Origin of the sequence: Pelagibacterium halotolerans (assembly GCF_044811015.1) — a bacterium.
Lineage (GTDB): Bacteria > Pseudomonadota > Alphaproteobacteria > Rhizobiales > Devosiaceae > Pelagibacterium > Pelagibacterium halotolerans_A.
In genome coordinates this window covers 3630285-3643074 of the sequence record NZ_CP085243.1, presented here as the reverse complement: position 1 = coordinate 3643074, position 12790 = coordinate 3630285, and the positions used below count along the sequence as shown (strand labels likewise).

At 61.2% G+C, this 12790-nt stretch carries 10 protein-coding genes; 4 read left to right on the top strand and 6 right to left on the bottom strand.

All coding sequences use genetic code 11. The annotated features are described in order from the left end of the window. Positions 1 to 115: 115 nt before the first annotated feature. The 3 genes from LG281_RS17550 (at position 116) to LG281_RS17540 (ending at position 2824) form a co-directional block, all read left to right on the top strand. Positions 116 to 1144, top strand: coding sequence for an ABC transporter substrate-binding protein (locus LG281_RS17550; protein WP_404403031.1), 1029 nt, complete (start codon positions 116 to 118; stop codon positions 1142 to 1144). A gap of 109 nt (positions 1145 to 1253) precedes the next feature. Beyond that, positions 1254 to 2009: an ABC transporter ATP-binding protein gene (locus LG281_RS17545; RefSeq protein ID WP_404406812.1), complete on the top strand. Its 756-nt coding sequence runs from the start codon at positions 1254 to 1256 to the stop codon at positions 2007 to 2009. After that, positions 2006 to 2824 (top strand): ABC transporter permease, encoded by an 819-nt coding sequence (locus LG281_RS17540; protein ID WP_404403029.1) that lies wholly within the window; start codon positions 2006 to 2008, stop codon positions 2822 to 2824. Before LG281_RS17545 ends, LG281_RS17540 begins: the two co-directional genes overlap by 4 nt. On the opposite strand, the gene LG281_RS17535 is transcribed toward LG281_RS17540, so the two are convergent. Next, positions 2821 to 3285 (bottom strand): Lrp/AsnC family transcriptional regulator, encoded by a 465-nt coding sequence (locus LG281_RS17535; protein ID WP_404403027.1) that lies wholly within the window; start codon positions 3283 to 3285, stop codon positions 2821 to 2823. The two genes, LG281_RS17540 and LG281_RS17535, sit on opposite strands and share 4 nt — an antisense overlap. A gap of 128 nt (positions 3286 to 3413) precedes the next feature. Between LG281_RS17535 and ald the strand changes: the two genes are divergently transcribed. After that, entirely contained in the window at positions 3414 to 4532 is a 1119-nt protein-coding gene (gene ald, locus LG281_RS17530; RefSeq protein ID WP_404403025.1) for an alanine dehydrogenase, read from the top strand. 59 nt (positions 4533 to 4591) lie between these two features. On the opposite strand, the gene LG281_RS17525 is transcribed toward ald, so the two are convergent. The 5 genes from LG281_RS17525 to glgC all read right to left on the bottom strand — a co-directional run bounded on the left by LG281_RS17525 (position 4592) and on the right by glgC (position 12772). Further along, positions 4592 to 5422: a hypothetical protein gene (locus LG281_RS17525; RefSeq protein ID WP_404403023.1), complete on the bottom strand. Its 831-nt coding sequence runs from the start codon at positions 5420 to 5422 to the stop codon at positions 4592 to 4594. Positions 5423 to 5888: 466 nt separating this feature from the next. Then, the gene (gene glgX / locus LG281_RS17520; protein ID WP_404403021.1) at positions 5889 to 7871 is read right to left on the bottom strand and encodes a glycogen debranching protein GlgX; all 1983 of its coding nucleotides are present in this window, start codon (positions 7869 to 7871) and stop codon (positions 5889 to 5891) included. 291 nt (positions 7872 to 8162) lie between these two features. Continuing rightward, entirely contained in the window at positions 8163 to 9794 is a 1632-nt protein-coding gene (locus LG281_RS17515; protein ID WP_404403019.1) for an alpha-D-glucose phosphate-specific phosphoglucomutase, read from the bottom strand. A gap of 273 nt (positions 9795 to 10067) precedes the next feature. Next, a complete protein-coding gene (gene glgA, locus LG281_RS17510; RefSeq protein WP_404406810.1) occupies positions 10068 to 11501 on the bottom strand; it encodes a glycogen synthase GlgA in 1434 nt (477 codons plus the stop codon). After that, on the bottom strand, positions 11501 to 12772 hold the full coding sequence (gene glgC / locus LG281_RS17505; protein ID WP_404403017.1) for a glucose-1-phosphate adenylyltransferase: 1272 nt from the start codon (positions 12770 to 12772) through the stop codon (positions 11501 to 11503). Before glgC ends, glgA begins: the two co-directional genes overlap by 1 nt. Positions 12773 to 12790 lie beyond the last annotated feature (18 nt).

The window sequence follows — 12790 nt, the reverse complement described above, 5'->3', positions numbered from 1 at the left end:
CGCACACACATCATGCCCAGAGATTATGCAAAATGCAGAAGTGCACAATTTTTGACTTTACAGTCAAAAATCCAGACGTTCATATTGGTCCCGAGACAATCAAGGGGAACCAATCATGCTCAACCGCAGACTGTTCATCGCAGCAGCCGGCATCACCCTTTTCAGCGCAAGCCTCGCCGCGCCTGCCTTCGCGCAGACCACGCCCGTGCGCTTCACGCTCGACTGGCGGTTCGAAGGCCCGGCAGCAGGGTTTGTCCTGGCTGAAGAAAACGGCTATTTCGCGCAAGAGGGGCTAGACGTCACCATCGATACCGGCAACGGCTCGGTCGAAGCCATCCCGCGCGTTGCAACCGGCACTTACGACATGGGCTTCGGCGACATCAACTCGCTGATCAAGTTCCTCGACGAAGATCCCAGCCAACCGGTCAAAGCGGTCATGATGATTTACGAGACCCCAACCTTCGCAGTGGTCGGGCGCAAGTCGCTCGGGGTCACAGAGGATCCTGCATCCCTCGAAGGCAAGACCCTCGGCGCGCCGCCGCCAGATGGCGCTTTCGCGCAATGGCCGGCCTTTGTCGAGGTCGCAGGAATCGACACCTCGGATATCACCATTGAATCAATCGGCTTTCCGGTACGCGAGCCCATGCTTGCCCAGGGAGAGGTCGATGCGGTCTTCGGCTTCGCCTTCTCGGTGATCCTCAACCTCAAAGCCCAAGGCGTACCCGACGAGGACATTGCAACAATCCTCATGGCCGAACACGGGCTCGACCTTTACGGCAACGCCATCCTGGTCAACACCGACTTTGCGGAAGCCAACCCCGAAGTGGTTGAGGGCATGCTACGTGCGCTCACCAAAGGCTTCGCCGATGCGGTCGCAGACCCCGCCGCCGGAGCTGCGGCGGTGGTCGCGTGGAATGACATCCTTGACGTCGACGTCGAGACCGAGCGCCTAGAAATGGCGAATGCGATGAACATCGACACGCCCTACGTTCAAGAGAACGGCTTCGGCGATGTAGACATGGAGCGTCTCGCCCGGTCGATCGAGTTCCTCAAGCTCTCCATCGGCCTTTCGGACGACATCACCGCCGAACAGGTCTTCGACGCAAGTTACCTGCCGCCTCAGGAAGAGCGTATGTTGCCCTAAGGGGAGGCGTGCAGCCGGTGGGGCCGGGCACGAGGGGTGCCCGGCCTCCTTTTTTCAACAGGACAATGCGATGAGCAGCAGCGATCTTGTAACAATCGAAAATGTCGACATGCGCTATGGCGGGCCGGGCGGCACGTTGGCAGTGTCAGGGCTCAATATGAGGGTAAAGCGGGGGGAATTCGCCGCGGTCGTCGGGCCGTCCGGGTGCGGAAAGTCGACGCTGATGAAGTTGGTAACGGGGCTTCATATCCCCCAGCAGGGCGTCGTGACGGTGTCGGGCATGGAGGTCACCAAGCCCGTCTCGATCGTGGGCATGGCGTTCCAGAACCCGACAATGCTGCCCTGGCGCACGACGCTCGACAATGTGCTCCTGCCACTCGAGATCGTCGAAAAGCACCGCAAGCGATTGCGAGCGCATAAGAAAGAATATGTCGAAAAGGCGGAGCATCTGCTGGAGACCGTCGGCCTTAAAGGCTTCGGCTCGAAATATCCATGGCAGCTTTCGGGCGGCATGCAGCAGCGCGCCAATCTCTGCCGCGCGCTCATCCACGAGCCCGAACTGCTGATGCTGGACGAGCCGTTCGGTGCACTGGACGCTTTCACGCGCGAAGAACTCTGGCAGGTGATCCGCGATCTGCATGCCAGCACTGACGTCACCATCGTGCTCGTCACGCATGACCTGCGCGAGGCTGTGTTTCTCGCCGATACCGTGCACGTCATGAGCGCCCGCCCAGGCCGCGTGCTCAAGGTGCACCAAGTCGGCTTCGCGCGGCCGCGCGATATCGGGCTTATGTACGAAAACAGCTTCAACGATGTCGTGCACACGCTGCGCGGCGAAATAGCAGACGCGCGGGAGGCTGCATGAGCACGAGCGAAACTGCAACGCCGGCCGATGACCTTCCCGTCGAACGCAAGCCGTTCAACTGGCTGCCGCTGATGCCATGGATCTACACCATCGCCCTGTTTGCAATCTGGGAGGCGGCCGTCCGGATCAGCGGCGTGCCGCATACCATCCTACCGGCGCCCAGCCGCATCTTCGAGGCCATCGTGCAATATTGGGGCGCGATCCAGCGCCATTCGATCCAGACGCTCTACACCACAAGCGTCGGGTTTCTGATGGCAGTCGCCGGCGGCATGGCGCTGGGGCTTCTGATTGGCTGGTCGCGCGCGATCTATGCAGGGCTTTACCCAATCATGGTCGGATTCAACGCCATTCCCAAGGTCGCCGTGGTACCGGTGATGGTCATCTGGTTCGGCATCGGGACGATACCGGCCATCCTCACGGCGTTCCTGATCGCGTTCTTCCCCATTGTGGTGAACGTGGCGACAGGACTCGCCACCATCGACCCGGAAACCGAGGACGTTTTGCGCGCGCTTGGGGCGAAGAAGATGGACATCATGCTCAAAGTTGGCATTCCCCGCTCGATGCCCTATTTCTTCGGATCACTCAAAGTTGCCATCACGCTGGCCTTCGTCGGTTCGGTTATTTCGGAGACCGTCGCCGCAAATTCCGGGCTTGGTTACATGATGAGCGCTGCCCAGAGCCAGTTCAACGTTCCCCTGGTTTTTGCCGGGCTCGTCATGCTCGCTGTGGAAGGCATTGCGATGTATGCGCTCATGGCGTGGGTTGAAAAACGTACAACGGGCTGGGCCCATCGTTCGACGACCATGGCGGGCTAAACCGGTAGCCCTGCCAGCGCCTTAACCTCGCGGATACACATGTTCGAGTGCACACGGGCCACGCCGGGGAGCTTGGCAACCAGCTCCCGGTGCAGGCTTTCGAATGCCGCAGCGTCCTCACAGACGATCCGCAATATATAGTCGGACTGACCTGCCATCAGATGGCATTCCAGGATTTCGGGGATCGCGCGCACCGCCGTCTCGAACGCTTCGAGCACTTTTTCGCTCTGGCTGACCAGCGAAACCTCGATGAAAAATTGCATCGCGAAGCCAAGCTGGTTGCGATCAAGCGCAGCCCGGTACCCCGCGACCACGCCCCGCTCCTCCAGCGTTTTGAGACGCCGGTGGCAGGCCGATGCACTCAAGCCCACCTGTGCGCCGAGTTCAGCCATGGAGAGGCTGGAGTCTCGCTGAATGGTCCGGAGGATTTTGCGGTCTATATCGGCAATATGCAATTTCATCCGCGAAATGCCCAAACTTTTCGAATGTCATCACGAAGTTTGCCCGATTTCGCATAGAGAATGCAACCTATATGCGCACGACAGGCGTTAGACTTTTGCTTTCACCAACACCGAGGGGAGGTTTTACGATGCGCATCGGCGTACCCAGGGAAATCAAGAATCACGAATATCGGGTCGGGCTGACCCCCGAAAGCGTTGCCGAGCTGGTTGCACATGGCCATGAGCTTCTAATCGAAACCGGCGCCGGCGACGGCATCGGGGCGGCCGACGCAGCCTATGAGGCTGCGGGAGCGAAGATCGCGCCGGACGCTAAAGCCGTGTTTTCGACCGCGGACATGATCGTCAAGGTCAAGGAACCACAGGCGGTCGAGCGCGCAATGCTCCGCGAGGGACAGATTCTGTTCACCTACCTCCACCTCGCGCCCGATCCCGACCAGACACGCGACCTCGTCAAGTCCGGCGCGATCTGCATAGCCTATGAAACCGTGACCGACCCCTCCGGCGCGCTGCCACTTCTCAAGCCGATGAGCCAGGTGGCGGGCCGGATGTCCGTGCACGCGGGTGCCAATGCGCTGGAAAAGGCACATGGGGGCCGCGGCGTGCTGCTCGGTGGCGTGCCGGGCGTGCATCCGGGCAAGGTCACGATCATCGGAGGCGGTGTCGTTGGCTTCCATGCCGCACAAATGGCCGTTGGCATGCAGGCGGACGTCACCATTCTCGACAAAAGCCCGGCGGCGCTCGAGCGGCTTTCGGGCCATTTCGGTGCCCAGGCCCGTGTGCTCTACGCCAACAGCGCCGCCATCGCGGCAAGCGTCGCGGAGGCGGACCTCGTGATCGGCGCCGTCCTCGTGCCAGGTGCGGCCGCACCCAAGCTCGTAACCCGTGACATGCTCGGCACCATGCAGCAGGGCGCGGTACTGGTCGACGTTGCAATCGACCAGGGCGGATGCTTCGAGACGTCCAAGCCCACCACCCATGCCGATCCGACCTATATCGTCGATGGCATCGTGCATTATTGCGTGGCCAACATGCCCGGCGCCGTCGCGCGCACCTCGACCTATGCGCTCAACAACGTCACTCTTCCCTTCGCGCTGGCACTCGCCAACAAGGGGTGGAAGCAAGCGCTCGCGGACGACATGCACCTGCGCAACGGGTTAAACGTTTCTGCCGGCAAGATCACCTGCGCACCGGTAGCGCAAGTGCTCGGTTACGACTATGTGCCCGCCGAAACCATGATCGCGGCGTAAGGCCCGAAAAAGGCGCGCCGGACTGGCGCGCCTTTTCCTGTTATCTGCAACATACGGGCTTAGCGCGTATAGATTCGCAGCGTCCGTCCGTCCACGCCGAAGGCGAGGATGTCGTTGGCCGAACGTCCGCTCTGCGCAAGCGCGGCATTGACGACCGGATTGCGAGCCGCTGCCCCCTGGGCCGCTCCGACGCCATTGGCCTGAGCCAGACCCATCGCCTGGTTTCGCAAGTCCTCACACAGCCCGATAATGGTCACGTCGACGGCACTGGACCAGTTCCCGATCAGGTTCTCGTATGAGCGTGTCTGGGCGATCATATTGAGGACAGGACCGGCATCCTGGTTTGCGCAGGATGCGGAGTATCCGACAGGCACCTGGGAACCGCCCCCGCCGGCAATGCCGAAGCCGGAACCACCGCCCCCGCCGGAGCCACCACCGCCCGAACCGCCCCCGCCGGAGCCATCGCCGCCAGAGCCACCGCCGCCGGAACCGCCGCCTCCGCCACCAGAACCGCCCCCATTATCGTCATCATCGTCGGCGCCACCGCCGCCGATGTCGACACCGACGTCGAGAATATCGTCGTCACCCCCGACACCGACCCTGGCGGTAACCGTATCGTCTAGAACGCCGGCATCGGCATCCACAAGACCGTTATCGCCGCCGACACCGACACTGGCTGTGGCCGTGTTGTCCAAAATATTGGCGTCCACACCACCACCGCCGATGGTGACATTCGCCGTATCGTCCAGGACACCGATGCTCACTCCGTCATCGGCGTCGATATCGACAATGCCGTCAAGTGCCCCACCCAGCAATTGGGCGGATACTGGCGTAGTCAGCGCACTTCCCATAAGCAGCGCCGCAGCCGCAATTCCTAGCGTCCGTTTCATCTTGGCCTCCAGTTACTCAAGCTGCCCTCAAACGCGAGAGCCGAACATGTTCTAATTTGAGTAAACAAAACCCGTAAGGAGGAATTGGATTGCTAGTTCGTTACGTATTAACCACCGAACTCAACATTGACTATTAATATCACGAAATTTTCAGGCATTTAAAATAACTATTAGTGAGATAGATAAAGCCGCACGATTAGCGGCTATTTGAAAAGCTCGGACCAACCTCACGAGAAAAACAATTCCTCCAGAACTGTGAGGAAACGTTAACGCGTTCTGCGCAAAGCGGCACAACTGCGACTGCCTGTCACGGTTCCGACAAGGGACGGTGAAGACCATTAGGCAATGCTGTTCTGCTTTGGGGCAGAATTGTCGTCATCGGTCCGAGGACCCGGCGTGCTAGCCAGCGCAACGCGGCGCCTCACCCCAAGGTCCTGCCCTAAGCCGTCCCGGCGTCGGGAACGCACTAAGCAACAGTGCCGGTCATGACCACCACTGAGCGCGGCGGTAGCGTTATCCGATCTTCCGCGACGACCGCCCGGGCATGTTTGTCCGAAACAAGCACAACCTCGAACGCGATGCCGCTTTCATGAGGCATGACCGCTTCAACCGGCTCGGTGCGCCGGTTGAACCAGACGAGCATGGTCTCGCCTGCCTCATGCATAAACATGCCAAGCACGGAGGCGTCCGGCGCGTTCCAGTCTGCCTCGTCCATTTCCCCTCCGTCCGGATGGAGCCAGGCGACATCCTTGTGCCCGTCGTGGACCTCTCCGGTCAGGAAGGTATCGGCGTTAAGCGCCGGGTGATCCCGCCGGAACCGCGACAGCGCGGCCACGTAGTCGACAAGATCGCGGTCAGCTGTGGTCCAATCGAGCCACGTCGTCTCGTCATCCTGGGCATAGGCGTTGTTGTTGCCACCCTGTGTACGGCCAAATTCGTCGCCGGCAGTCAGCATCGGCGTGCCGTGGGAGACAAAGAGCGTCGTCAATAGCGCGCGAACGTCCCGTTCGCGGGCGGCCAGAACGTCCGGGTCGTCGGTTGGTCCTTCGACGCCGTTGTTCCATGAATAATTGGCGCTATGCCCGTCCCGGTTTTCTTCGCCATTGGCCATGTTGTGCTTTTGCGCATAGGAGACCAGATCGCGTAACGTGAACCCGTCATGCGCCGCGAGGAAATTGACGCTGGCCGAGGGCTTGCGGTCGTCGTGGTTGAACTGGTCCGCCGACCCCGCAAGGCGCGTGGCAAGCCCGTTGAGCGTGTGAGCCTCGCCCTTCCAGAACCGGCGCACCTTGTCGCGATATTTGTCGTTCCATTCGAGGAACGGCTCGCCGAACTGACCGACCTGATAGCCGCCCGGACCGGGGTCCCAGGGCTCGGCAATCAACAGGCATTCGCTCAGGACATCATCGGTTCGGATGCGCTCGAGCAGTTCCGCATCCGTCGAGAACCCGTTGAGGGAGCGTCCCAATATCGTCGCGAGGTCGAAGCGGAAGCCCGCAATGCCGAGGTCGCGGACCCAGTATTTGAGGCTGTCCACGATGAGGTCCTGCACCGCGGGATGATCGCATTGGAGCGTGTTGCCTGTACCCGTATCGTTGACCAACCGCAGCCGTCCGTCCTCTTCCACATGGCGGTAATAGGTGCGCGCGTCGAGCCCGCGCATCGAGAGAACCGGGCCATCCTTCGCACCTTCGCCGGTGTGGTTGTAGACGACATCGAGCACAACGCGGATGCCATGCTCGCGGTAGCGATCTGTGAGAGCCCGCAACTCCTGAGGCCCGCGCGGCATGATACGCGGATCGGGAGCGAAATAGGTGACCGGGTTATAGCCCCAAACATTGGTGAGCCCGAGGGCCGGCAGGTGCCCATCGTCCACCCACCCGGCCACCGGCATCAATTCGACGACATCCACCCCAATATGCTTGAGATGGTCGATGACTTCGCGCGACATCAGCCCGCCGACCGTCCCGCGCAGGGGGCCTTGCACGGCCGGATGCCGCATGGAAAAAGGACGGACGTTCAGTTCGTAAATGAGGTTGGGCCGGGAGGTGTCGTGGATCTCCACCGGCTCGCGCTGCGCACCCGTGACAATCGCCTTGGGCATGATCGGCGCTGTATCCACGCTTTGCGAACGCGGCAGGCTCAATTTGGGACTGAGCAGGAATGTCCGGTCGATACGGCGCGCATAAGGGTCGACGAGGAGCTTGTTGGGATCGAAATGGTAGCCCTGTGCGGGATCGAACCGTCCGTCGGCGCGCAGGCCGTACCGGACACCGGCGCGAAGCCCGTGGATATGACCGTGCCAAACCGCGTCGTCCCGACGCGTCAGTTCAATGCGATCGGTTTCAACGTCGAGTTCGTTGAAGAGGCACACCCAGATCTTTTCCGCCGTTTCGCTATAAACGGCGAAATTGACGCCTGTCTCGGTCACGGTGGCACCGAGGGACATGTGGGTATCGGCCAACCCCAGAGCTGAATTTTGCGGGTGCGTCCTGCTCCCCTCCAACGTCTTTTCCTTCGTGCTCCATCGACAACGTCACGCTGCGCGCGACTCACGCCATATGTAGGCTTGCGGCAAGCTGAACAAGGTATGAGCGGCATTTCCACGCCATCTCAAGCGCCGTAAGCAGTTCTCCCCCGCTTTTGCGGAGGCACAAGGTTATCGTGGACGAAAAAATCGACCTTAGAGCTTGAAGAAAATGCGTCGCCAAACCGACCCGTCAGACTTTTGAGTCAGGTTCTAGGTGATCACTGTCGGCCCATCGCGGCCAGTGCGCGCCTTGATCTGAGCGACACTGTCCGCCAGCGCGATCAGGTCGGCGAGCGCCTCCTGGGTGTCCCGGTCGTGCGCACCTGCAGCAGGTTCGTAGCGCTCGATATAGACGCGCAACGTCGCGCCGACGGTACCGGTGCCTGAGAGGCGGAAAACGATGCGCGAGCCGTCAGCAAAGCCGATGCGCACACCCTGCTTCGTTGCCGTCGACCCATCGACCGGATCGAGATAGGAGAAATCATCCGCCAGGACCACGTCGCGGCCATCCAGACCGGCCTCGCGCAATTGCGGCAAACGGGCACGCAGATCGTCCATGAGTTGGTTGGCAGCGCCGGCGTCGACCTCCTCGTAGTCATGCCGGGAATAATAGTTCCTGCCGTAGGTAGTCCAGTGCTCTCGGACGATCTCGTCGACGCTCTGCTTGCGCGCCGCCAGGATGTTGAGCCACAACAGCACGGCCCAAAGGCCGTCCTTTTCGCGAACATGGTCCGAACCGGTACCCGCGCTTTCCTCACCGCAGATCGTCACCCGGCCGGCATCGAGCAAATTGCCGAAGAACTTCCAGCCCGTGGGCGTCTCGTGCATTTCGATACCGAGCTTTTCGGCCACTCGGTCCGCTGCCGCGCTGGTGGGCATCGAACGCGCGATACCCGCAATGCCCTTGGCGTAGCCCGGCGCAAGATGCGCGTTGGCCGCCAACAGCGCAAGCGAGTCCGAGGGCGTAACGAAGCGATTGCGGCCAATGATGAGGTTGCGGTCTCCGTCCCCGTCCGAGGCGGCGCCGAAGTCGGGAGCGTCGGGACCCATCAGGAGATCGTAGAGCTCCTTGGCGTAAACGAGATTGGGGTCCGGGTGACCGCCGCCGAAATCGGGCAGTGGCACGGCGTTCACCACTGTGCCCTCCGGCGCCCCCAGCCGGCCCTCGATAATCGCCTTGGCATAGGGGCCGGTGACCGCGTGCATGGCGTCGAACCGCATGCGGAAGCCCGATGCGAACATGGCTGCGATCGCGTCGAAATCGAAAAGCGTCTCCATGAGCGCGGCATAATCGGCCACCGGATCGATGACCTCGACCGCCATGCCCGCAACCTCGTGCACGCCGAGGGTGGAGAGATCGACATCGGAGGTGTCGACGCTCTTGTATTCGGTGATCTGTTTGGTCCGCTCGTAGACCGCGTCGGTGATCTTCTCAGGTGCCGGACCGCCGTTTGAAGCATTATATTTGATCCCGAAATCGCCCTCCGGCCCGCCGGGATTGTGGCTTGCCGACAAGACAATGCCGCCGAACGCCTTGTAATGCCGGATGATGTGCGACGCGCCGGGGGTCGAGAGGATACCGCCCTGTCCGACCATCACCTTGCCGAACCCGTTGGCCGCCGCCATACGGATGGCAATCTGGATCACGGCATCGTTGAAATAGCGCCCATCGCCGCCAATGACGAGCGTCTGGCCTTCATGCCCGGGCAGACTGTCGAACAACGCCTGAACAAAGTTCTCGACGTAATTGGGCTGCTGGAAATGCGTAACGCGTTTGCGAAGACCTGATGTACCGGGCTTCTGGTCGTCATAGGGTGTGGTGGCGATGGTCTTGATCGTCATTTAGCTAGGGCCTGCTAACACGGATGGACAGGGGTTTGACGGGTCATGGTCCGAGAGCCTTTCGTGGAAAATTTCGCGCCGCAGGCTGACGCCTGCAAGCGGAATTTTTCGCGACAAGGGGCTGGACCATGACCCGCCCGAAGGGTTTTGCATAAATCGTCCACTGCCGGCGCGTTTCCCCTTGCCAAGGGGAGCCCCTTGGCTGCGGGAAAACACTTGGCATTGAACGTTTTATGCAAAATCAAACCCCTGTCCATCCGTGTTAGCAGGCCCTCACCTCAAAAGCGAAGTGTAAAGCGCAGCGTACTTCTCGGCGCTCTTGTTCCACGAAACGTCAGTCTTCATGCCCTTGCGTTGCATGCGGCTCCATGCGGCAGGCTGGCCGTACAGGTTCATCGTGCGCAGGATGGCTTCGCCCAGCGCGTCCGATTCGACCGGCGAGAATTGAACGCCGGTCGCAACGCCCGCTTCGACGGCGGCGGCGTTGGCGTCGATGATGGTGTCGGCGAGCCCACCCACACGCGAAACCAGAGGGACGGCGCCATAGCGCAGGCCGTAAAGCTGGGTGAGTCCGCACGGCTCGAAGCGCGAGGGTACGAACATCACATCGGCGCCGCCCTGAATAAGATGCGACAGCGCTTCGTCATAGGCCGAAACGAACCCGACCCGTCCCGGATGACGCGCCGCGGCCTCCGCGAGCGCAGCCTCAAGCTGCGGTTCACCTGAGCCGAGTACCGCCAACTGGCCCCCGAGCGTAACGAGCCAATCGATATTCGCCGCAACGAGATCGATGCCCTTCTGCCAGGTCAACCGGCTCACTATGCCAAACAGCGGGCCATCGGATTGATCGAGCCCGAAGCGCTGGGCGAGCGCGAGCTTGTTGGCGCTGCGCTTGGATATAGTGCTCGCGCCATAAGGTTTGGCGAGAGCCGGGTCGGTCTGCGGGTTCCAGGCATCGGTATTGATGCCGTTGAGAATGCCATGCAGGTCATAGCCGCGCTGGTTGAGGAGTCCCTCGAGCCCCATGCCGTATTCCGGGGTCCGGATTTCGCGGGCATAGGTAGGCGAAACCGTGGTGATCGCATGCGCGCATTGGAGCCCGCCTTTTAGGAATCCGACCCCACCGTAATACTCCACCCCATGCACAGTGAAGGCAGCATCCGGCAGTTTGAGATGCGGGAAGATCTCGGCTCCGAACTGGCCTTGGAAGGCAAGGTTGTGGATGGTGACCACGACTTGGGTCTCGGTATCCCCGCCAAAGGCGACATAGGCCGCAGCCATAGCGCCCTGCCAGTCATGAGCATGCACGATTTCGGGTGCGTAGCCTTCGACAAGCCCCTTGGCGAGTTCGGCGGCAACCCAACCGAGCGCTGCGAAGCGGGCCCAGTTGTCGGACCAGTCCTTCCCGAACTCGTCGACGTAAATGCCGCCGGCGCGTTCATAAAGATGCGGGGCCGCAATGACGATGAGGTCGAGCCCCTCGGCCCGGCCCGCGAGCAGTTGCGCCGGCCCGCCGAACAGGTTGTCGAACTCGGCGACCTTGCGGCCACGCTTGAGCGCCGACAGTACTTGCGGATAGCCCGGTACCAGCGTGCGCATGGAAACATCGTGAGCAGCCAGCGCTCCGGGCAGAGCGCCGGCGACATCTGCAAGCCCTCCGGTCTTGACGAGCGGATAGACCTCCGAAGCGACCGAAAGAACGTCCATCATTGACTGGCCAGATAGCGGTTGATCATAGGTTGGGTAATGAGCACGACGCCGTTTTCGGTGCGCCGGAACCATTTGGCGTCGAACTCGGGATCTTCGCCCACGACGAGCCCTTCAGGGAGCTCGACGCGCGCATCGACCACGACCTTGGTGAGCCGCACGCCGCGATTGACCGTACAACGCGGCAGGACCACGCTGTCGGTGAGTTCGGAATAGGAGTTGACCCGCGCACCGGTGGACAAAAGTGTGCGCTTGAGCTGCGCGCCCGAAACGATGCAATCGCCGGAAACCAGAGAGGAAATCGCCTGCCCGCGCCGGCCCTCGATGTCGTGCACGAACTTGGCCGGCGGCGTAATTTCGGCATGGGTCCAGATCGGCCAGTCGCGGTCGTAAAGATCGAGCTGGGGTTCGACGTCGGTAAGATCGACATTGGCCTCCCAATAGGCATCGATGGTGCCCACATCCTTCCAGTAGGAAACCGGCTCGTTCTCGGATCGCACACAGGAGCGGGGGAACCGGTGCGCCCAGGCCGAACCGTTCTTGACGATATGAGGGATGATGTCTTTCCCGAAATCGCGGTTGGACCCTTCGGTCGCGGCGTCACGGCGAAGCTGGTCCATCAAAAAGCTGGTCTCGAAGACGTAGATGCCCATCGAGGCGAGCGAGATGCCAGGTTTGTCCGGGATCGAGGGCGGATCCTTGGGTTTTTCGACAAAATCGATGATCCGGTCGCGCCCGTCCACATGCATGACACCGAAGGCCGAGGCTTCGGATGTCGGCACTTCAAGGCAGCCAACAGTGACATCCGCGCCGGTATCGACGTGCTGGCGCAACATGATTTCGTAGTCCATCTTGTAGACGTGATCGCCAGCGAGCACCACGATGTACTTGGCGTTGTAGTCCTCGATGATGTCGATGTTCTGATAGACCGCATCGGCGGTTCCCGCATACCAAAGGTCTTCGGCCACCCGCTGGCTGGCGGGCAGGATATCGAAGCTCTCGTTCCGCTCGGTGCGCAGAAAATTCCAGCCCCGTTGCAAGTGGCGGATCAGGCTATGGGCCTGATATTGTGTCGCCACGGAAATGCGCCGGATGCCCGAATTGATGGCATTACTGAGCGCGAAATCGATAATGCGCGATTTCCCCCCGAAATAAACCGCCGGTTTCGCGCGCCGGTCGGTCAACTCCATAAGCCGCGTGCCACGCCCTCCCGCGAGCACATAGGCCATAGCGTCGCGCGCCAGTGGGGCCGGATTACTCTTTTGCACCATGTTCCTCTCCTTTGTATG